Below are 20990 nucleotides of genomic sequence, written 5' to 3'. Positions count from 1 at the left end.
GCCGTGGCGCGGAGACCACTATACCCAACCTCGCTCGCGGGCGAGACGCACCGCCGTGTGACGGTTCTCCGCCCCCAGTTTGGCGGCGGCCGACGAGAGGTAGTTGCGCACCGTCCCCTGCGACAGCGCGGCCCGCTCGGCGATCTCCGCGACGGGCGCCCCGTCGGCCGCGAACCCGAGCACCTCGGCCTCGCGCGCGGTCAGCGGGGAGTCCCCGGCCGAGATCGCGTCGGCCGCCAACTCCGGGTCCACATAACGGTTTCCGGCCTGCACGGACCTGATGATCTCGGCGAGGCGCTGGGCGCTGACGGTCTTCGGGACGAAGCCCCGCACCCCCGCCGTGAGCGCCCGCTTGAGGTGCCCGGGGCGCCCGTGACTGGTCACGATCATGGTCCGGCAGGACGGCAGCTCGCTGCGCAGCCTTGTGGCCACTGTCACACCGTCCGCACCCGGCATCTCCAGATCGAGGACCGCCACATCGGGCCGGTGGGCCCGCGCCATGGCGAGCGCCTCGGGCCCGGACGCGGCCTCCGCGACCACCTCCAGATCGTCCTCGAGACCGAGCAGCGCGGCGAGCGCGCCCCGGATCAGATGCTCGTCGTCGGCGAGCAGCACCCGCACCCGGCTCATCGGGGCACCTCCGCGGTCAGCCGGAACAGCCCGCCGCCGACCGGCCCCGCCTCCAGGGTGCCGCCCAGCGCGGCCAGCCGTTCGCGCAGTCCGGCGAGGCCCGAGCCGGGGGCGTGGGCCGGCCGCTCCGGTACGCCGTCGTTCTCGACGACCAGCGTCGCGGTGTGCTCGGCGACGGCGAGCCGGATCACCACGCCGCGGGCGTCGCCGTGCCGCAGCACGTTGGTGGTGGCCTCGCGCACCACCCAGCCGAGCGCCGACTGCGCCTCGACGCTCAGCCCGTCGGCGGGCCCGCTGTAGTCGCAGCCGATGCCGGCCGCCTCCAGGACGCCCCGGGCGCCCTCGATCTCGACCCCGAGGTCCGCCTCGCGATAGCCGCGCACCACTTCCCGTACCTCTTTCTGCGATTCCTGGGCGATGCGCTGCACCTCCACCATCTGCGCCACCGCCTCGGGCCGGCCGCGCTGGGCGAGCTGGACGGCGAGCTCGGCCTTGAGCGCGATGACGGCGAGATTGCGGCCGAGCACGTCGTGCATGTCCCGCCCGAAGCGCAGCCGCTCCTCGGCGACGGCCAGGCGCGCCTCGGTCTGCCGGGCCCGGTCCGACTCCCACATCATCGAAAGCGTCCAGGCCCCGCAGCGCGACATCAGCAGCAGGTAGCTGCCGGACAGGGCGACCACCAGGGCCAGCGCGAGCAGGTGGCCGCCGCGCACTCCGGCCGCCGCGAACACCGCCGCCGTCGGCAGCGCGAGCAGGGCGAACCGCCCGAGGAACTTCCACGGCGTGGTGAGCATGCTGTACGTCATGCCCAACGGCAGCACGATGTAGAGCACGATCAGGATGAGCTCGCTCTCCTTGACGCCGTGCGCCGCGTACAGCCCGGCCAGCAGGGCGAGCGAGAGCAGGCAGAGCGCACCGGCCAGCACGAGCGGTCGGCGCGGCTCGGCGGGGCGCCCCAGGTACCGGTCCAGCGCGACGCGGTGGGCCCGGATGCCCTGATAGGCCTGCACCGTGCCGGTGGCGAGCGTCGCCACCGCGAGGGTGAGCGGCAGGGGGTCGCGGCGCAGGTCCTGGAGCAGGAACGGCACTTCCCAGCTGAGGAAGAAGAACCACGTCGTGCACCGCCAGATCAGCCGGCTCTGCGTTTCGACCTGTTCGACCCTGCTGCGGTCCCGCCAGTGGCGTTGGTACCACGCGCGTATCCGGCCGACCACGCTCTCGTCCCCCTCGTCTCAGCGCCGCGGCTCCCAGCGGAAGCGCTTGCGCACCGCCCACACCGCGATGAACGTCCAGACAACCATGACGAGCAGCTGCCGCAGCACCTCGCCCGGGCCCGCGCCCCCGGCCCAGCCCTCCCTGATCAGGCTCACCACCGGGGTGAGCGGCAGCAGTTCGCAGACCGAGGCCAGCTGTCCGGGCATCACGTCCAGCGGTACGACCATGCCCGAGCCGGCGATCGACAGCATCATCAGCGGCATGACCGCGATCTGGGCGCCCTCGGCGGACCGGGTGAACGCCGCGGTGGCCGCGGCGAGCGCGCCCATCAGGACCATGCCGAGCAGCAGTCCGACGACCGCGAGCCACAGCGTGCCCGGCACCGCCACGTCCATCAGGACGGAGCCGCCCACCGCGAGCAGCACCGACTGCGCGAGACCGATGAGCACCGCGGGCAGAGCCGCCCCCGCCAGGATCTCCAGATCCCGCAACTCCCCGGTGCGCAGCCGCTTCAGGACGAGTTCCTCGCGGCGTACGACGTAGACACCGCTCAGCGTCGAGTACACCGCGAACAGCAGGACGTAGCCGAGCGAGCCGGGCAGCAGCACCGTGCCGACGGTGAGCCCGGTCTGCTTCAGGTCGAGGCTGTGGACCGCCGAGTACATCGAGACCGTGAGCAGGCTCGGCAGGACGAGGACGGTGAACAGGGCGGACTTGTTGCGGCCCAGCAGGGTGAGTTCGGCGCGGCCGAGCGCCTTCATGCGGTCCGCCGCGCCCTTCGTGGCCCGCTGGGGGGCCAGGGCCGCACCGCGTACCGCGTCCAGGGTGCTCATCGAACGGTCTCCTCTTCCTGCCGCTGGTCCTGCGCGATCTTCAAGAACGCCTCTTCGAGCGAGGCGGAGCGCACGTCGAGCCCCCGCAGCTCGACCCCGCTGTCCCTGGCCCACAACAGCAGCCCGGTGGCGGCCTGTTGGAGCTGGTGCGTCCTCAGCCGTACGGTGCGCCCGGCCGACTCGTGGCTGCTGACGCCGAGCCGGTCGAGCGGCGGAAGGTCGCCGAGGTGGTAGCCGTCGGGCAGCTCGAAGGCGATGTGCGAGGGCTGGGCGGCGACGACCTCGTCCACGCGGCCGCTCGCCGCGATCCGCCCTTCGTGCAGGATCGCGAGCCGCTCGGCGAGCGCCTCGGCCTCCTCCAGGTAGTGGGTGGTCAGGAGCACGGTCGTGCCGCCGTCGCGCAGCGCCCGCACCAACTCCCAGGTGGCGCGCCGCCCTTCCGCGTCCAGGCCGGTCGTCGGCTCGTCGAGGAAGAGCACCTCGGGCCGCGAGAGCAGCGCGAGCGCCAGGTCGAGCCGCCGCTTCTCACCGCCGGAGAGCTGCTTCACCCGCACCTGGGAGCGCCGGCCCAGGTCGACGAGTTCCAGCGCCTCGTCCAACGGCCCGCCCGTCACCCGGCCACCGCCCCTCATCGAGCGGCTCCGCCGCGTACCTTCTGGTAGCCCACTGGTGCACCCCGCCCACATCCGTACGGTCTCGGCGACGGTGAGCTCGGCGGGGAAGCCGCCCTCCTGGAGCATCACGCCGGTACGGGGGCGCACGGCGGCCCGCTCGGTGTACGGGTCGTGCCCGAGCACCCGGACCCGGCCGCCGCTCGGCGGGGCGAGCCCTTCGAGGAGTTCGACGGTGGAGGTCTTGCCCGCGCCGTTGGTGCCGAGCAGCGCGAAGAGCTCGCCCCGTGCCACCGAGAAGGAAATTCCGGACACGGCCTCGAAGCCTCCGGCGTAGGTCCGCCGCAGCTCCTCGGCCTCGATCACATCTGCTGTGCCTGCCATGCGTCCAGCGTTCCGCGGGAACGGGGGGCGGGGCAGTGCGCGGTGTCATCGCCGCCCATGACAAATGTCAGGAGTGGACCGGCACACGCCGAAGGCCCCGGTTCGATGAACCGGGGCCTTCGTACTTCCTGAGCGGACGACGAGATTCGAACTCGCGACCCTCACCTTGGCAAGGTGATGCTCTACCAACTGAGCCACGTCCGCATGCCTCCGACCAGCTCTCACTGGGCGGCGCGAGCACTACTCTACCTGATCCACAAAGATGGTCGGTAGGCAATGCAGAGCGGGTGACAGGAATTGCACACTGCGCCTTCCCCCTGGAAGGGGGATGTTCTACTACTGAACTACACCCGCACGCTCCGGTGGACCGGGCCTTTCGGCCTTGCCCCTCGGCGTGCTCCAGACTCTAGCTGATCAGCAGGGGGGGTGTGCAACTCCGGTGTCCGGGGCGGCCGCAGGACCGCCCCGGACGGGGGGTCAGCTCGCCTCCGCGAAGGCCTCGTAGACCTTCTTCGGGATCCGGCCGCGGGCCGGCACGTCCATCTTGTGGGAGCGGGCCCAGGCGCGGACGGCCGCCGGGTCGGGCGCGACGGGCGTGTGCCGGAACGTCTTCCCGGACTTCGCGTGCTTCCGGCCCGCCGTCACGTAAGGCGCGAGCGCCTTGCGCAGTTTCTTTGCATTGGCGGGATTGAGGTCGATCTCGTAGACCTTTCCGTCCAGGCCGAACATGACCGTTTCCGCCGCTTCTCCGCCGTCGATGTCATCGGAGAGTGTGACCACTACGCGCTGAGCCACGGATATCGGATCCTTCCTACGGCATCGCCACTCCCACGTGCCTGACGTGCGGCGATACCGGCCTTCCGGCTGTTATGGAGCAATGTGGTTTTCGCTGGGATTCCTTTGTACAGCGACACCCATTGCAATGTGAAGCCCAGCCAATTGCATCAGCGTGTCCCGGCGCAATGACTTCGGCGACTTTTTCTCGGGATTTTTCCCACGCGTTGTCGCGGCCGAAACCGGAACGTGATCAGGCGTTAGCGATATCTACCCGCGTAGATTTTCCGGGCGGGTACTCTGAGGGAACCGCCTTCGCACCACACCACACCGGGAGTGCCAGTGGCACGCGTCGTAGTCGACGTCATGCTCAAGCCGGAAATCCTCGACCCGCAGGGACAGGCGGTGCAGCGCGCACTGCCCCGTCTCGGCTTCGAGGGGATCGGCGACGTACGTCAGGGAAAGCGTTTCGAGCTCGAGGTCGAGGGGCCGGTCGACGAGGCCGCTCTCGCCCGCATCCACGAGATGGCCGAGACCTTCCTCGCCAACACCGTCATCGAAGACTTCACCGTCAAGGTCGAGGAGCAGTCCAAGTGACTGCGCGTATCGGCGTTGTGACCTTCCCCGGCACGCTCGACGACCGGGACAGTCTGCGGGCCGTCCGCATCGCGGGCGCCGAGCCGGTCTCGCTCTGGCACCGCGACAAGGACCTCAAGCAGGTCGACGCGGTCGTCCTCGCCGGTGGTTTCTCCTACGGCGACTACCTGCGGGCCGGCGCCATCTCCCGGTTCTCGCCGGTGATGGAGACCGTCATCGAGCAGGCGAAGGCCGGTCTGCCGGTCCTCGGCATCTGCAACGGCTTCCAGATCCTCACCGAGTCGCACCTGCTGCCGGGCGCCATGCTCCGCAACAACCACCTGCACTTCATCTGCCGCGAGCAGAAGCTGCGGGTGGAGAACGCGGAGACGGCCTGGACCGCCGACTACGAGGCGGGCCAGGAGATCCAGGTCCCGCTGAAGAACATGGACGGCCGGTACGTCGCCGACGAGCGCACGCTGGACGAGCTGGAGGCCGAGGGCCGGGTCGCGTTCCGCTACCTGGACCTGAACCCCAACGGCTCGCTCCGTGACATCGCCGGCATCACCAACGCCGCCGGAAACGTCGTCGGCCTGATGCCGCACCCCGAGCACGCCGTGGAGCCGCTGATCGGTACGGGTCGTACCGACGGTCTCGGATTCTTCACTTCGATCCTCAAGAAGCTGGTCAACGCCTCATGAGCCTCGACACCGTCAAGCACGCCGCCGAGACGCCCGACGTCGAGCAGCCCTGGAAGGAACTCGGCCTCAAGGAGGACGAGTACGCGCGCATCCGGGAGATCCTCGGCCGCCGCCCGACCGGCGCCGAGCTCGCCATGTACTCCGTCATGTGGTCCGAGCACTGCTCCTACAAGAGCAGCAAGGTCCACCTGAAGCAGTTCGGCGACAAGGTCCCCGAGAACGACGCGATGCTCGTCGGCATCGGCGAGAACGCGGGCGTCGTCGACGTCGGCCAGGGGTACGCGGTCACCTTCAAGGTCGAGTCACACAACCACCCCAGCTACATCGAGCCCTACCAGGGCGCGGCCACCGGCGTGGGCGGCATCGTCCGCGACATCCTCGCCATGGGCGCCCGCCCGGTCGCGGTCGTGGACCCGCTGCGCTTCGGCGCGGCCGACCACCCCGACACCAAGCGCGTGCTGCCCGGCGTCGTCGCGGGCATCGGCGGCTACGGCAACTGCCTGGGCCTGCCGAACATCGGCGGCGAGGTCGTCTTCGACGCCTGCTACCAGGGCAACCCGCTGGTCAACGCCGGCTGCATCGGCGTGATGAAGCACGAGGACATCCACCTCGCGAAGGCGTCCGGCCCCGGCAACAAGGTCATCCTGTACGGCGCCCGCACCGGCGGCGACGGCATCGGCGGCGTCTCGGTGCTCGCCTCGGAGACCTTCGAGTCGACCGGCCCCGCCAAGCGCCCCGCCGTCCAGGTCGGCGACCCGTTCCAGGAGAAGCTCCTCATCGAGTGCACCCTGGAGATCTTCCGCGAGAAGCTCGTCGCGGGCATCCAGGACCTCGGCGGCGCGGGCCTGTCGTGCGCGACCTCGGAGCTGGCGAGCGCCGGTTCCGGCGGCATGCGCGTCGAGCTGGACACCGTGCCGCTGCGCGACTCCTCCCTCTCGCCCGAGGAGATCCTCATGAGCGAGTCGCAGGAGCGGATGTGCGCGGTCGTCGAGCCGCAGCACGTCGAGCGCTTCATGGAGATCTGCGAGAAGTGGGACGTCATCGCCACCGTCATCGGTGAGGTGACCGAGGGCTCCCAGCTGGAGATCTTCTGGCACGGCGAGCAGATCGTGGACGTACCGCCGCGCACGGTGGCGCACGAGGGCCCGGTCTACAACCGCCCGTTCGCGCGCCCCTCCTGGCAGGACGCGCTCCAGGCCGACGACGCGGGCAAGCTGGCCCGTCCGTCGACCGGGGACGAGCTGAAGGACCAGGTCCTGCAACTGGTCGCCTCCCCGAACCAGGCCTCCAAGGCGTGGATCACCGACCAGTACGACCGGTTCGTGCAGGGCAACACGGTGCTCGCGATGCCCGAGGACGCGGGCATGGTCCGGATCGACGAGGAGTCGAACCTGGGCGTGGCCATGGCGACCGACGGCAACGGCCGGTACGCCAAGCTCGACCCGTACACCGGCGCCCAGCTCGCGCTCGCCGAGGCCTACCGCAACGTGGCGGCCTCCGGCGCGAAGCCCCTCGCCATCTCGGACTGCCTGAACTTCGGCTCCCCCGAGGACCCGGACGTGATGTGGCAGTTCGCCGAAGCCACCCGTGGTCTCGCGGACGGCTGCCTCCAGCTGGGCACCCCGGTGACCGGCGGCAACGTCTCGCTCTACAACCAGACCGGCGAGACCGCGATCCACCCCACCCCCGTGGTCGCGGTGCTGGGCGTGATCGACGACGTGAACCGGCGCACCCCGATCGCGTTCGCCCAGGAGGGGCAGCTGCTCTACCTCCTCGGTGACACGCGCGAGGAGTTCGGCGGCTCGGCCTGGTCCGAGGTCGTCCACCAGCACCTCGGCGGCCTGCCGCCGAAGGTGGACCTGGACCGCGAGAAGCTGCTCGGCGAGATCCTGATCTCGGGCTCGCGCGACGGCATGATCGACGCCGCGCACGACCTGTCCGACGGCGGTCTGATCCAGGCCGTGGCGGAGTCCTGCCTCAAGGGCGGCCGGGGCGCGCGCTTGGTCGTGCCGGACGGGCTGGACGCCTTCACCTTCCTGTTCTCCGAGTCGGCCGGCCGCGCGATCGTGTCCGTGCCGCGCTCCGAGGAGCTGCGCTTCACCGACATGTGCGGTGCGCGCGGCCTCCCGGCGACCCGGATCGGTGTCGTGGACGGCGAATCCATCGACGTCCAGGGCGAGTTCAGCATCGGCCTGGACGAGCTGCGCACGGCCCACGAGGCGACCATCCCCGCCCTGCTGGCGTAGGCGTACGCCAACTCATCGGCCCTGCACCCCTGGGGGTGCGGGGCCGATGAGCGTTCGGGCAGCGACGTGTTCGCGGTGCTCGGCCGGTCGGCCGTGGTGCGGGGGCCCGGCGGCGAGGCCGCCCGCTGGGTCGGCCGATGCCGTGGAGCGTGCCGAGCAGCGTTCGTGCAGGTCGAAGACGGTCGGGGGAGCCGCCCCGACCCGGCGTAGGCTCGCCTTCATGCCCCCGGCCAGCAAGCGCACCCGCAGATACGACCCGGCGAAGACCCGGGCCGCCGTCCTCGCCCAGTTCGCCCTCGTACGCGAAGCCGTCCGCACGCTCACGCCCGAGCAGCTCGCCCGGCCCACCCGGCTCGGCGACTGGACGGTGCGCGAACTCGCCGTGCACCTGACCATGGCGCTCGGCATGCTGGACCGCTACCTCGCCGAGGCCGAGCCGCTCAAGCAGGAGGTGGCGCTCCTGGAGTGGCCCTTCCGCACCGCGGACGTCGCCGGTCAAGTATCCGATGGCACCAGGGAGTTGGCGGCTTCGGTCACCGATCTCGACGCGCTGTACGAGGAGCGGGCCGCCCGCACCGCCGAGCTCTTCGCGAGCACGGCCGACACCCGCCTCATGCCGACCCGGTTCGGCGCGATGACCTTCGCCGACGTCGTGGTGACCCGGACCGTCGAACTCACCGTCCACACCGACGACTTGAACCACGCGGTGCCCGAACTGGCCGTCCCCCACGACCGGCAGGCGCTCGCCGCGTGCACCCGGCTGCTCGCCGACGCGCTCGCCGTGAAGGCGCCCGGCGGCTCGGTCGAGGTGCGGATCCCGCCCTACGCGGTGGTCCAGTGCGTGGCCGGCCCCAAGCACACCCGGGGCACCCCGCCGAACGTCGTCGAGACCGACCCCCTCACCTGGATCCGCCTCGCCACCGGCCGCACGGGCTGGGCCGAGGCGCTGGAGTCGGCGAAGGCCGCGGCGAGCGGCGAGCGGGCGGACCTGTCGGCGGTGCTGCCGGTGATGTCGTAGCCGCCCGGGGACCGCGGTCGCGGGGGCTGCGTGGACGTACGGAGAGCGCGACGGCCCCGGCGTCGTGGCCGTACGGTCACCGGCCGGGGAACCGGGGCCCGGTCCGGCCCGTCCGATCGGCATGGGAAAGCCGGGACGCGGGCTCCGCACCACCACGGCCGTCCTCGCCGGGCTGCTCGTCCTCGCCGCCTGCGACGCGGGCGCGCCCACCCCACCGCGGACCAGGGTGCGGCCCGCCGAGCCGGTCGCCCCACTCACCGGCACCAGGTGGACCGTGAACGCGCTCCGTGACGCGGACGTCTCCCGGCCGCTTCCGGACGGCACCGCCGGAAAGGCGCATCTGGTCTTCGGCAAGGACGGGCAGGTCCAGGGCAGCGCCGGCTGCAACGCCGTCGGCGGTGCGGCGGTGGTCTCCGAGGAGGGACACACCATCACCTTCGGCGTGCTCGGCTCGACCCGGATGATGTGCGACGGCCCCGCGATGGAGCTGGAGCGGGCGGTGCTGGACGTCCTCAAGGGCACGGTCGGCTACCGGGTGGAGCACCGCACGCTGATCCTCACCGCCACCCCCGGCGGCAAGGGCCTGTCAGCGAGCGCGAACTGACCGGGGCGCCCGCGCGCCCGCGCTCACGCACCGCACACGCGCACCCACCCGCTCGCCACCCCGGGGCCGGGCGCGAAGCGAACTCCGTCACACTCGGGACGGCCGCGCATCCGGCCCCGTGCGCGGTCGCGAACACCGCGAGCCGTCCGGGGACACCCGATCCGACCTGCGGGGACGTGGTCGAGAGGCCGACGGGGAGACGCCGTGGAAGGCCGAGGCGCGAAAGCTACAAAAGCGGGCGGGGTGCCGAGCTGTCCGTATCCCCAATTCGGACCAGTGGTCGATCTCGCCTACACTCGGTGGCGTGCCACGTGGTGACGGACGACTCAACCACGACCTGCTCCCCGGTGAGAAGGGCCCCCAGGACGCTTGCGGCGTCTTCGGTGTCTGGGCTCCGGGTGAAGAGGTCGCGAAGCTCACTTACTTCGGGCTCTACGCCCTCCAACATCGGGGCCAGGAATCCGCGGGCATCGCGGTCAGCAATGGCTCCCAGATCCTCGTCTTCAAGGACATGGGACTTGTCTCCCAGGTCTTCGACGAAACCTCGCTGGGTTCCCTCCAGGGTCATATCGCGGTCGGTCACGCCCGCTACTCGACCACGGGTGCCTCCGTGTGGGAGAACGCTCAGCCGACCTTCCGGGCAACCGCCCACGGCTCGATCGCGCTCGGCCACAACGGCAACCTGGTGAACACCGCGCAGCTCGCGGAGCTCGTCGCCGAGCTGCCCAAGGAGAACGGCCGGGCCACCCAGCTCGCCGCCACCAACGACACCGACCTGGTCACCGCGCTGCTCGCGGGCCAGACGGACGACGACGGCAAGCCGCTGACCGTCGAGGAAGCGGCCGCCAAGGTCCTTCCCCAGGTGCGGGGCGCCTTCTCGCTGGTCTTCATGGACGAGCAGACGCTGTACTGCGCCCGCGACCCGCAGGGCATCCGCCCGCTGGTGCTCGGCCGCCTGGAGCGCGGCTGGGTCGTCGCGTCGGAGAGCGCCGCTCTCGACATCTGCGGCGCCAGCTTCGTCCGCGAGATCGAGCCGGGCGAGCTCGTCGCCATCGACGAGAACGGCCTGCGCACCTCCCGATTCGCAGAAGCGAAGCCCAAGGGCTGTGTCTTCGAGTACGTCTACCTGGCGCGCCCGGACACCGACATCGCGGGCCGGAACGTCTACCTCTCCCGCGTGGAGATGGGCCGGAAACTCGCCAAGGAAGCACCGGTCGAGGCCGACCTGGTGATAGCGACTCCGGAGTCCGGCACCCCCGCCGCCATCGGATACGCGGAGGCCAGTGGCATCCCGTACGGCTCGGGCCTGGTGAAGAACGCCTATGTGGGCCGTACGTTCATCCAGCCCTCGCAGACCATCCGCCAGCTCGGCATCCGGCTCAAACTGAACCCGCTGAAGGAAGTCATCCGCGGCAAGCGCCTGGTGGTCGTCGACGACTCGATCGTCCGCGGCAACACCCAGCGCGCGCTGGTGAAGATGCTCCGCGAGGCGGGCGCCGCCGAGGTCCACATCCGGATCTCGTCGCCGCCGGTGAAGTGGCCCTGCTTCTTCGGCATCGACTTCGCGACCCGCGCGGAGCTGATCGCCAACGGCATGACCATCGAGGAGATCGGCACGTCCCTGGGCGCCGACTCGCTCTCGTACATCTCGACCGACGCGATGATCGAGGCGACGACGATCCCCAAGGACGACCTCTGCCGCGCCTGCTTCGACGGCGTGTACCCGATGGAGCTCCCCGACCCGGAGCTGCTCGGCAAGCAGCTCCTGGAGTCCGAGCTGGCCTCCGGCCCCGCCGCGACCGCGGCCGCCGACGCCCTGCGCCGCCCGTAAGACCCTGCAGTACGACACGAAAGTTCTCCGAGCCATGCCATCTGAGACCACCGGTGCCAGCTACGCAGCCGCGGGCGTTGACATCGAGGCGGGCGACCGCGCCGTCGAGCTGATGAAGGAGTGGGTGAAGAAGACGAAGCGCCCCGAGGTCCTGGGCGGCCTCGGCGGTTTCGCCGGACTCTTCGACGCCTCCGCCCTCAAGCGCTACGAGCGCCCGCTGCTGGCCTCGGCCACCGACGGCGTCGGCACGAAGGTCGACCTCGCCCGCCGGATGGGCGTGTACGACACCATCGGCCACGACCTCGTCGGCATGGTCGTCGACGACCTGGTCGTGTGCGGTGCCGAGCCGCTGTTCATGACCGACTACATCTGCGTCGGCAAGGTGCACCCCGAGCGGGTCGCGGCCATCGTGAAGGGCATCGCCGAAGGCTGTGTCCTGGCGGGCTGCGCGCTGGTGGGCGGCGAGACCGCCGAGCACCCGGGCCTGCTCGGCCCCGACGACTTCGACGTCGCGGGCGCCGGCACCGGCGTGGTCGAGTACGACCGGCTCCTGGGCGCGGACCGGATCCGCGAGGGCGACGCGGTCATCGCCATGGCGTCCTCCGGTCTTCACTCGAACGGGTACTCACTCGTCCGTCATGTGGTGTTCGACCGGGCCGGGATGACGCTGGAGCAGGAGGTCGAGGAGTTCGGCCGCACGCTCGGCGAGGAGCTCCTGGAGCCCACCAAGATCTACTCGCTCGACTGCCTGGCCCTGACCCGCACCACCGAGGTGCACGGTTTCAGCCACATCACGGGCGGCGGTCTTGCCAACAACCTGGCCCGGGTCATCCCCGACCACCTGCACGCCACGGTCGACCGTTCGACCTGGACGCCGGGCGCGGTCTTCGACCTCGTCGGCAGGGCGGGCGACGTGGAGCGGCTCGAACTGGAGAAGACGCTCAACATGGGCGTCGGCATGATGGCGATCGTTCCGGAGGAATCGGTCGACGTCGCGCTCCAGACCCTCGCGGACCGGGGCGTGGACGCCTGGGTCGCCGGGGAGATCCTGGAGCGTGGGGACCACCGCGACGGCGCCGAGCTCACCGGCGACTACGCCAAGTAGGCCGCTACAGGCAGCACGAAACCCGGTCTGGGGCTAAGGCCCCGGACCGGGTCGGTGTGCTCAGAGCAGCGAAGACGTGCGTTGCTGCGAAAAGCGGGATCAGCGAAGTCAAGCGCCGCGGCGCTGCGACGACGGGCCGGACTCTTCGTCCTCGTCCTCGTCGTCATTCCCGTACAGGTCCGCATAGCGGGCATACGGGTCGTCCTCGTCGTCCTCCAGTGGCTCCGCGTTCGGCGGTTGGCTCACTGTCGGGTTCGGAGTAGATGCGCCCAGCTCGTTGGCCAGACGCGACAGGTCAGTCCCGCCGCTGCTGTACTTCAGCTGGCGGGCGACCTTCGTCTGCTTGGCCTTTGCCCGGCCGCGCCCCATGGCTCGACCCCCTCGGTGACGGGGCTCGACGGCCCCAGAGTCTTGACACGCGTTCATGATCCGGAACGGACTCTCCATGGAGAGACCGCGTCCGTAGGGCTTCAACGGTACCTGCTTCCGCGGCCATACGGTACGCCGCCCGCATGACGCGCCACTTGGCAGAACCAACAAAGAGCCCTGTCCTCGCTGGTCAACCGCGATTTTAACCTCTTCTTGGCCCCCGACCCGCCGACCGGCGTGAGTCATGTCTCCCAGCCCGGTCGGCGAGTCCCTCACGGGCTCAGTGTTGACGTGCCTCCGCCATGCGCTGTTCGGCGATCCGGTCGGCTGCGGCGGCCGGCGGAATGCCGTCTTCCTTCGCACGAGCGAATATGGCCAGCGTGGTGTCGAAGATCTTCGAGGCCTTGGCCTTGCAGCGGTCGAAGTCGAAGCCGTGGAGCTCGTCGGCCACCTGGATCACGCCACCCGCGTTCACGACGTAGTCGGGCGCGTAGAGGATCGCGCGGTCCGCGAGGTCCTTCTCCACACCCGGGTGCGCGAGCTGGTTGTTGGCCGCTCCGCACACCACCTTGGCGGTGAGCACCGGCACGCTCTCGTCGTTCAGGGCGCCGCCGAGCGCGCAGGGCGCGTAGATGTCGAGCCCCTCGGTGCGGATCAGCGCCTCCGTGTCGGCGGCGACCGCGACCTCGGGGTGCAGGTCCGTGATGAGGCGTACCGATTCCTCGCGCACGTCCGTGATCACCACCTCGGCGCCGTCGGAGAGCAGGTGCTCCACGAGGTGGCGGCCGACCTTGCCGACGCCCGCGACGCCGACCTTGCGGCCGCGCAGCGTCGGGTCGCCCCACAGGTGCTGGGCCGAGGCCCGCATGCCCTGGAAGACGCCGAAGGCGGTCAGCACGGACGAGTCGCCCGCGCCGCCGTTCTCGGGGGAGCGGCCGGTCGTCCACTGGCAGGCGCGCGCCACGACGTCCATGTCGGCGACGTAGGTGCCGACGTCGCACGCCGTCACATAGCGCCCGCCGAGCGAGGCCACGAACCGGCCGTAGGCGAGCAGGAGTTCTTCCGTCTTGATCGTCTCGGGGTCACCGATGATCACGGCCTTGCCGCCACCGTGGTCGAGCCCGGCCATGGCGTTCTTGTACGACATGCCGCGCGACAGGTTGAGGGCGTCGGCGACGGCCTCCGCCTCGGTCGCGTACGGGTAGAAGCGCGTGCCGCCCAGGGCCGGGCCCAGGGCGGTGGAGTGGATGGCGATGACGGCCTTGAGCCCGGTGGCTCGGTCCTGGCACAGCACGACCTGCTCGTGTCCGCCCTGGTCGGAGCGGAAGAGGGTGTGCAGTACGTCATCGGCTCCGGTCACATCGGTCACGGTGGTGACTCCCAAGTACGAAGCGGTGGTTGACGGCCCGCGTGCGGGTGGGGCGGGCCTGGTTCGGGAGCAGGTTAAGTCCTACGCGCCCGTAGATCAGGCGCAGTGCTCAGGATCACCCCCGCCGGGAGCACACGGGGGCGCGCCCGTGGGACGATGCGGGGCATGGCGGTGGTGTCCTCGGTGCTCGTTCCGTACGCGTCCTACCTGCGGGTGTACGAGCCCCTTGCCGCCTTCCCCGAGCCCGAGCGCGGGCACTGGCTGCGCTACGCGGAGCGCGGTCGCGCTCCCAGTGCCCAGGACGAACTCCGGCGCGCGCTGGCCGACTTGGTGCCCACCCCGCCCGTCCCGGTGCCGGTGCACGAGAGCGGGGAGGCGTTCGTGGCGGAGGTCGACGGGGTGGTGTGCGTGTGCCCCTGGCGGACCCGGCTGCGCGGCTGGCAGGCGCTCGAGGGCCTCGCCGACCAGTTCCCCGAGCCGGTCCTGGACGCCCTGCTGCCTCCGGTGGTGCGCCGGCAGGCCGAGGCGGACTACGAGCGCTGGCGGGAGCGGAACCCGGACGCCCGGCCCTGGATCTTGACCAGTGTTTGGCACGTTCCTGTGAGCTGGTTCACAGTGTTTTCGGACGAAGAGCGCGAGTATGCCCGAGGTGAGGGCGCGACCGCGCCCGTGCTGCGCTACCGAACCCCGATGGTCCAGGCGCGCCGCCGCCTCGCGAGGGCACTGCGGACGCTGCGGGACCACATCGACGAGGGGCCGCTGACCGAAGGTCTGGTGGACGTCGGACGCTGGCTGGAGGAATTCCATCCGCGTTCGCTGGTCGAGCTGGACTACGGCGGCCTCGTGCACGCGCTCTCACGGGACAGTCTGGAGGCGGACCGCTCGGCGGCCGATGTGGCCGAGGGGATCGCCGCGCTGCGGGCCGGTGACGACGCGGGCGCGGAGGAGGCGTACGGCCGCTTCACGGAGCGCTGGCGGGCCGTCAAGGAACGCAGGATGGCCAACTGAGGTCCCGCGGCCGGTTCTGAGGGGCCGTCGTGGGAGTCGTACAGGTCCGCGCGGCCGCTTCGGCGGGCTTCGGGGGCGCTTCACCGGATCTTCAGGGGTTCGTCGCAGGACGTAGGTCCTGATCCGGGCCTTTGCCCCAAGCGTGACGGACCGCACTTATCTCACCCTTGCGCCCAGACCCCACCCTCGTGCCAAAATAGGACAAGGGGTCCGGGGAGGATCCCTTCCGCCCAACTAAGGGCGGATTGCTCGGTATTGCTTGCTATGGGGGGTCTGACGACTCCTGATCGCTCTGTGACTGATCGTCACTGTGGCGTGACTGTCCGCTATGGCATGGTCCATCGGCTTCCGTCGCTGATGAACACCTGGGAGGGCAATTCCATCGGTTTGGCCGACGTGGCTGGACGGATGGTGTAGTTGTAGTGCCGAGGACAAGCCGTTCGTCCTATAACCGACTCGGCTCGCGTCCGCCATTTCGGGCAACGCGGGTCAAGGTGCAGAATTTAGAGGAAAGAACCGAGAAGGTTCGGTTCTCCCGAGGAGGCCGCTCATGACCGCTCGCACCCCTGATGCCGAGCCGCTGCTGACCCCGGCTGAGGTTGCCACGATGTTCCGCGTGGACCCGAAGACGGTGACCCGCTGGGCCAAGGCCGGCAAGCTCACGTCCATCCGCACGCTGGGTGGGCATCGCCGGTACCGCGAGGCAGAGGTCCGCGCACTGCTGGCGGGTATTCCGCAGCAGCGCAGCGAGGCCTGAACAACACCCCAATAATCCGGGCGTTACCGGGGCCCCCACCCCGATCAGCCCGCCTATAGCTCCACATGACGCCCAGCCCGCCCCAACGGGCCGCGTCATTGATCGCGCTGGACTCCGCCGGGTCCAGCGCGATCTTTTTATGTCCGGCCTTGTCCGGCACTTCCGGCAGGCTCCCGGGCGGTCCCGCCGCCGCACCGGAGGGGGTCCTTCCGGTGGCTCCCCGGCCCCACCTTCACAGGTGGTGCAATTGCACATATTAAATCGGGGCGTTGTATGGGGTGTGTAAGTTCACCCGTTCCCCAAACTCATTCCGTGACTCGCGTCACACCGTCAGGAGCCCTCCTTCCGAGCCTCCCACCGCGCGGACGGCCACCGGCCCGCCATAGGTCACCGGTTGGGGGGACTTTCGTCCTCGGGCCGCGCGGGCTCGCCGACCTCCATGGCGAGCCGCAGGAGCCGGTGGCAGACCGCGCAGTGCCGGGTGAGGTGGCGGTAGCCCAGAGCGGCCGACAGGTGGGCGCGCAGCAGCGCCCGTATCTCGTGCCTCGACGGCGCCGTCATGCACCACCTCCTGGGGAGCCCCCGAACCCCTCTCCCTTGCAGGGGTACCGGCGGCAGGTGCCCCCGTCAAGACGGCGTGAACCCCGCGGGCCGCCGAAGGGGCCGATCCGCCCGGGGCGTCCGCTGCGGGGGCGCTGGGGGCCGTGCGGGCCGCACGGGGGCCCGTGGGCCGATCCCGGCGGGGGACGGGCGCGCGGCGGGGCCGCTCTGTGCCCGGAAACACCAGAGCCCGCATCCGGTGACGGATGCGGGCTCTGGATCTACTGCGGTCCTGACGGGATTTGAACCCGCGGCCTCCACCTTGACAGGGTGGCGAGCACTCCAAACTGCTCCACAGGACCTTGTTTCGCAGCCCGTTGGTGCTTGGCTGCGAGTGAGACTGTACAGCAGGTCAGCGGGTCAGGTCGAACTCACTCACAGCGATAGCCGCACTACGGCGCCGCCGCGTCGATCGCCTTCACGATCCGCTTGTCGGAGACCGGGAACGCCGTGCCCAGCGCGTGCGCGAAGTAGCTCACCCGCAGCTCCTCGATCATCCAGCGGATGTCCAGGACCTGCTGCGGAACGGGCCGCCCCCGCGGGAGCTGCTCCAGGAGCCAGGCGTACTCGTCCTGCATCTCGTGGACCTTCTCCATGCGCGTGGTGTCGCGCTGGACGGCCGTCGGCATCTGCTGGAGGCGGCGGTCGACCGCGACCAGGTAGCGCATCAGGTCGGGCAGGCGCTTGAGGCCGGTCATCGTCACGAAGCCCGGCGGCACGAGGGCCGCCAGCTGGTTCCGTACGTCCGTGACGTTGTTGACCAGGGTCAGGCTGTTCGTGGCCTTCAGGCGGCGCTCACAGGCTTGCCAGGCGGCCAGGATCTGCTGCACCTGGCCGACGGTGCGCACCGTCGTGTCCACCAGGTCCGCGCGGACCCTGTCGTACAGCTTGCGGAACGATTCCTCGTCCCACGCCGGGCCGCCGTGGTCGGCGATCAGCTTGTCCGCCGCCGCCATGGCGCAGTCGTCGAAGAGCGCCTGGATCGACCCGTGCGGATTGCGCGACAGGGCGAGCTTCTGCTGGTTGGTGAGCTTGTCCGAGGCGAACTTGGCCGGGTTCACCGGGATGTTCAGGAGGATCAGCCTGCGGGTGCCGCGCCACATCGCCTGCTGCTGCTCGGCCTCGGTGTCGAAGAGGCGTACGGAGACGGTGTCGCCCGCGTCCACGAGCGCCGGGAAGGCTTTCACCGGCTGGCCGGCCCTGCGGGTCTCGAAGACCTTCGTCAGGGTGCCGATCGTCCAGTCCGTGAGGCCCGAGCGCTCGATGGACTCGCCCGAGGGGCCCGCGGTCGCCGCGGCGGCCTGGGACAGGGCCCGACGGGCCTTCGGGCGCAGCTGGAGCTTGAGCGCCTCCAGGTCCTTGTCCTCGGCGAGCTTGCGGCGCCGCTCGTCGACGATCCGGAACGTGATCTTGAGGTGGTCCGGGACGCGGCTCAGGTCGAAGTCGTCGGCCGTGACCGGGACGCCCACCATCCGCTGGAGTTCCCGGGCCAGCGTCACCGGCAGGGGCTCCTGCAACGGAACCGCGCGGTCCAGGAACTTCGAGGCGTAGTTGGGCGCCGGTACGTAATGGCGGCGGATCGGCTTCGGCAGGGAACGGATCAGCTCGGTGACGACCTCTTCGCGCAGGCCCGGGATCTGCCAGTCGAAGCCCTCGTCGGTGACCTGGTTCAGGACCTGGAGCGGCACGTGCACGGTCACGCCGTCCGCGTCCGCGCCCGGCTCGAACTGGTAGGTCACCCGGAACTTCAGCGGGCCCTGGCGCCAGGAGTCGGGGTAGTCGTCCTTGGTGACGGCCCCGGCCTTCTCGTTGATGAGCATCTCGCGCTCGAAATCGAGGAGTTCGGGCTCGTCGCGCCGCTTGTGCTTCCACCACGAGTCGAAGTGGGCGCCGGACACGACGTGTTCGGGCACCCGCTGGTCGTAGAAGTCGTACAGGGTCTCGTCGTCCACCAGGATGTCGCGGCGGCGGGCGCGGTGCTCCAACTCCTCGACCTCGGTGAGGAGTTTGCGGTTGTCCGCGAAGAACTTGTGGTGCGTGCGCCAGTCGCCCTCGACCAGGGCGTTGCGGATGAACAGCTCGCGGGAGGCCTCGGGGTCGATGCGGCCGTAGTTGACCTTGCGGTTGGCTACGATCGGCACGCCGTACAGCGTGACGCGCTCGTACGCCATCACCGCGGCCTGGTCCTTCTCCCAGTGCGGCTCGCTGTAGGTGCGCTTGACCAGGTGCTGGGCGAGCGGCTCGATCCACTCGGGCTCGATCTTCGCGTTGACCCGGGCCCACAGCCGGGAGGTCTCCACCAGCTCCGCCGACATCACGAGCTTGGGCTGCTTCTTGAACAGCGCCGAGCCCGGGAAGACCGCGAACTTGGCGCCGCGGGCGCCGAGGTACTCGTTCTTGTCGGTGTCCTTGAGGCCGATGTGCGAGAGCAGGCCCGCCAACAGCGAGGTGTGCACGGACTGTTCGGGCGCGTCCTCCTCGTTGAGGTGGATGCCCATGGTCTTGGCGACCGTGCGCAGCTGCGAGTAGATGTCCTGCCACTCGCGGATGCGCAGGAAGTTCAGGTACTCCTGCTTGCACATCCGGCGGAAGCTGGAGGAGCCGCGCTCCTTCTGCTGCTCGCGGACGTACCGCCACAGGTTGAGGTAGGCCAGGAAGTCGCTGGTCTCGTCCTTGAAGCGGGCGTGCTGCTGGTCGGCCTGCGTCTGCTTGTCGCTGGGGCGCTCGCGCGGGTCCTGGATGGAGAGCGCGGCCGCGATCACCATGACCTCGCGCACGCAGCCGTTCTTGTCGGCCTCCAGGACCATGCGGGCCAGCCGCGGGTCCACGGGGAGCTGCGAGAGCTTGCGCCCTTGCTGGGTGAGCCGCTTCTTCGGGTCCTTCTCCGAAGGGTCCAACGCGCCCAGTTCTTGCAGGAGTTGGACGCCGTCGCGGATGTTGCGGTGGTCCGGCGGGTCGATGAAGGGGAACTTCTCGATGTCGCCGAGGCCGGCCGCGGTCATCTGGAGGATGACGGAGGCCAGGTTGGTGCGCAGGATCTCGGCGTCGGTGAACTCCGGGCGGGTGAGGAAGTCGTCCTCGGAGTAGAGCCGGATGCAGATGCCGTCGGACGTACGGCCGCAGCGGCCCTTGCGCTGGTTGGCGCTGGCCTGCGAGACCGGCTCGATCGGCAGGCGCTGCACCTTGGTGCGGTGGCTGTAGCGCGAGATGCGGGCGGTGCCGGGGTCGATGACGTACTTGATGCCCGGCACGGTCAGCGAGGTCTCGGCCACGTTGGTCGCCAGCACGATCCGGCGGCCGCTGTGCTGCTGGAAGACGCGGTGCTGCTCGGCGTGCGAGAGGCGCGCGTAGAGGGGGAGCACCTCGGTCGCGCGGAGGTTCTTCTTGATCAGCGCGTCCGCGGTGTCGCGGATCTCGCGCTCGCCCGAGAGGAAGACCAGGATGTCGCCGGGGCCCTCGGACTGGAGCTCGTCCACGGCGTCGCAGATCGCGGTGATCTGGTCGCGGTCGGAGTCCGCTGTGTCTGCTGTGTCTGCTGTGTCTTCAGAGGCCTCTTCGAGGAGCGGCCGGTACCGCACCTCGACCGGATACGTACGGCCGCTGACCTCGACGATCGGGGCGTCGCCGAAGTGCCGCGAGAAGCGCTCGGGGTCGATGGTCGCCGAGGTGATGACGACCTTCAGATCGGGGCGCTTCGGCAGGAGCTGGGCCAGATACCCCAGCAGGAAGTCGATGTTGAGGGACCGCTCGTGGGCCTCGTCGATGATGATCGTGTCGTAGGCGCGCAGCTCGCGGTCCGTCTGGATCTCGGCGAGCAGGATGCCGTCGGTCATCAGCTTCACGAACGTCGCGTCCTGGTCGACCTGGTCGGTGAACCGGACCTTCCAGCCGACCGCCTCGCCGAGCGGGGTCCTCAGCTCTTCCGCGATGCGGTCCGCGACCGTGCGGGCCGCGATCCTGCGGGGCTGGGTGTGCCCGATCATGCCGCGCACGCCGCGGCCCAGCTCCATGCAGATCTTGGGGATCTGGGTGGTCTTGCCCGAGCCGGTCTCACCCGCGACGATCACGACCTGGTGGTCACGTATCGCCTCCAGGATCTCGTCCTTCTTCTGGCTGACCGGGAGCTGCTCGGGATAGGTGATCCCGGGCATGCGGGCGGACCGCCGGGCGATGCGGTCGGCGGACTTCTGGGCCTCGGCGGCGATCTCGTCGAGCACGGCCTGCCGGGCCTCGGGCTTGCGGATGCGGCGGGCGCCTTCGAGACGGCGGCCCAGACGGTGGGCGTCGCGCAGCGAGGCCCCGTCGAGCAGTGTCTGGAGATCGGCGAAGGAAGTAGACATACCTGATTCAGGATCTCAC

18 protein-coding genes and 3 tRNA genes are annotated in these 20990 nt (G+C 70.1%); 9 read left to right on the top strand and 12 right to left on the bottom strand.

Features of this window, described 5'->3' with window-relative positions; all coding sequences use genetic code 11:
* Positions 1 to 18: 18 nt before the first annotated feature.
* The 7 genes from DT019_RS35780 to DT019_RS35750 form a co-directional block, all read right to left on the bottom strand.
* Positions 19 to 630 carry a response regulator transcription factor gene (locus DT019_RS35780; protein WP_114041166.1) on the bottom strand — a complete coding sequence of 204 codons (612 nt, stop codon included), beginning with the start codon at positions 628 to 630 and terminating at the stop codon, positions 19 to 21.
* Positions 627 to 1844 (bottom strand): sensor histidine kinase, encoded by a 1218-nt coding sequence (locus DT019_RS35775; protein ID WP_114041165.1) that lies wholly within the window; start codon positions 1842 to 1844, stop codon positions 627 to 629. Before DT019_RS35775 ends, DT019_RS35780 begins: the two co-directional genes overlap by 4 nt.
* An 18-nt stretch (positions 1845 to 1862) precedes the next feature.
* Positions 1863 to 2678, bottom strand: coding sequence for an ABC transporter permease (locus tag DT019_RS35770; protein WP_114041164.1), 816 nt, complete (start codon positions 2676 to 2678; stop codon positions 1863 to 1865).
* Positions 2675 to 3673, bottom strand: a complete 999-nt coding sequence (locus DT019_RS35765) for an ABC transporter ATP-binding protein (RefSeq protein ID WP_114041163.1) — start codon at positions 3671 to 3673, stop codon at positions 2675 to 2677. Before DT019_RS35765 ends, DT019_RS35770 begins: the two co-directional genes overlap by 4 nt.
* A gap of 131 nt (positions 3674 to 3804) precedes the next feature.
* A tRNA-Gly gene (locus tag DT019_RS35760) sits at positions 3805 to 3877 on the bottom strand.
* 78 nt (positions 3878 to 3955) lie between these two features.
* Positions 3956 to 4027 (bottom strand) — tRNA-Gly (locus DT019_RS35755).
* Between the two features lie 123 nt (positions 4028 to 4150).
* On the bottom strand, positions 4151 to 4468 hold the full coding sequence (locus DT019_RS35750) for a histone-like nucleoid-structuring protein Lsr2 (RefSeq protein WP_114041162.1): 318 nt from the start codon (positions 4466 to 4468) through the stop codon (positions 4151 to 4153).
* 315 nt (positions 4469 to 4783) lie between these two features.
* On the opposite strand from DT019_RS35750, the gene purS reads away from it, so the two are divergent.
* From purS to purM, 7 genes are all read left to right on the top strand, one after another.
* The gene (purS, locus tag DT019_RS35745; RefSeq protein WP_078966365.1) at positions 4784 to 5044 is read left to right on the top strand and encodes a phosphoribosylformylglycinamidine synthase subunit PurS; all 261 of its coding nucleotides are present in this window, start codon (positions 4784 to 4786) and stop codon (positions 5042 to 5044) included.
* Positions 5041 to 5724 carry a phosphoribosylformylglycinamidine synthase subunit PurQ gene (purQ, locus tag DT019_RS35740; protein WP_114041161.1) on the top strand — a complete coding sequence of 228 codons (684 nt, stop codon included), beginning with the start codon at positions 5041 to 5043 and terminating at the stop codon, positions 5722 to 5724. Before purS ends, purQ begins: the two co-directional genes overlap by 4 nt.
* A complete protein-coding gene (purL, locus tag DT019_RS35735; protein WP_114041160.1) occupies positions 5721 to 7970 on the top strand; it encodes a phosphoribosylformylglycinamidine synthase subunit PurL in 2250 nt (749 codons plus the stop codon). Before purQ ends, purL begins: the two co-directional genes overlap by 4 nt.
* Positions 7971 to 8190: 220 nt before the next feature.
* Positions 8191 to 8988, top strand: a complete 798-nt coding sequence (locus tag DT019_RS35730) for a maleylpyruvate isomerase family mycothiol-dependent enzyme (RefSeq protein ID WP_114041159.1) — start codon at positions 8191 to 8193, stop codon at positions 8986 to 8988.
* Between the two features lie 121 nt (positions 8989 to 9109).
* The gene (locus DT019_RS35725) at positions 9110 to 9592 is read left to right on the top strand and encodes an META domain-containing protein (RefSeq protein ID WP_114041158.1); all 483 of its coding nucleotides are present in this window, start codon (positions 9110 to 9112) and stop codon (positions 9590 to 9592) included.
* A 304-nt stretch (positions 9593 to 9896) separates the two neighbouring features.
* Complete coding sequence (purF, locus tag DT019_RS35720) at positions 9897 to 11423, top strand: amidophosphoribosyltransferase (RefSeq protein WP_114041157.1); 1527 nt, start codon at positions 9897 to 9899, stop codon at positions 11421 to 11423.
* 34 nt (positions 11424 to 11457) lie between these two features.
* Positions 11458 to 12528, top strand: coding sequence for a phosphoribosylformylglycinamidine cyclo-ligase (gene purM / locus DT019_RS35715; RefSeq protein ID WP_114041156.1), 1071 nt, complete (start codon positions 11458 to 11460; stop codon positions 12526 to 12528).
* A gap of 108 nt (positions 12529 to 12636) precedes the next feature.
* On the opposite strand, the gene DT019_RS35710 is transcribed toward purM, so the two are convergent.
* Both DT019_RS35710 and DT019_RS35705 read right to left on the bottom strand, forming a co-directional pair.
* Positions 12637 to 12897, bottom strand: coding sequence for a DUF3073 domain-containing protein (locus DT019_RS35710; RefSeq protein ID WP_114041155.1), 261 nt, complete (start codon positions 12895 to 12897; stop codon positions 12637 to 12639).
* A 280-nt stretch (positions 12898 to 13177) separates the two neighbouring features.
* Entirely contained in the window at positions 13178 to 14266 is a 1089-nt protein-coding gene (locus DT019_RS35705; protein WP_114041154.1) for a Leu/Phe/Val dehydrogenase, read from the bottom strand.
* 165 nt (positions 14267 to 14431) lie between these two features.
* Here DT019_RS35705 and DT019_RS35700 point away from each other — a divergent pair, with 165 nt between their 5' ends.
* Both DT019_RS35700 and bldC read left to right on the top strand, forming a co-directional pair.
* Positions 14432 to 15274 carry a hypothetical protein gene (locus tag DT019_RS35700; RefSeq protein WP_114041177.1) on the top strand — a complete coding sequence of 281 codons (843 nt, stop codon included), beginning with the start codon at positions 14432 to 14434 and terminating at the stop codon, positions 15272 to 15274.
* A 550-nt stretch (positions 15275 to 15824) separates the two neighbouring features.
* On the top strand, positions 15825 to 16031 hold the full coding sequence (bldC, locus tag DT019_RS35695; RefSeq protein ID WP_003949541.1) for a developmental transcriptional regulator BldC: 207 nt from the start codon (positions 15825 to 15827) through the stop codon (positions 16029 to 16031).
* Positions 16032 to 16418: 387 nt separating this feature from the next.
* Here bldC and DT019_RS39960 read toward each other — a convergent pair whose 3' ends face one another.
* The 3 genes from DT019_RS39960 to hrpA all read right to left on the bottom strand — a co-directional run bounded on the left by DT019_RS39960 (position 16419) and on the right by hrpA (position 20971).
* Positions 16419 to 16592, bottom strand: a complete 174-nt coding sequence (locus DT019_RS39960; RefSeq protein WP_189390238.1) for a DUF6274 family protein — start codon at positions 16590 to 16592, stop codon at positions 16419 to 16421.
* Between the two features lie 266 nt (positions 16593 to 16858).
* Positions 16859 to 16933 (bottom strand) — tRNA-Asp (locus DT019_RS35690).
* 90 nt (positions 16934 to 17023) lie between these two features.
* On the bottom strand, positions 17024 to 20971 hold the full coding sequence (gene hrpA / locus DT019_RS35685; protein ID WP_114041153.1) for an ATP-dependent RNA helicase HrpA: 3948 nt from the start codon (positions 20969 to 20971) through the stop codon (positions 17024 to 17026).
* Between the last annotated feature and the right edge of the window lie 19 nt (positions 20972 to 20990).

The sequence above is a fragment of the Streptomyces sp. SDr-06 genome (assembly GCF_003324565.1).
In the GTDB taxonomy this organism is placed as follows: domain Bacteria; phylum Actinomycetota; class Actinomycetes; order Streptomycetales; family Streptomycetaceae; genus Streptomyces.
The sequence above is the reverse complement of the archived record's forward strand: the minus strand, read 5'-3'. Positions and strand labels throughout refer to the sequence as shown.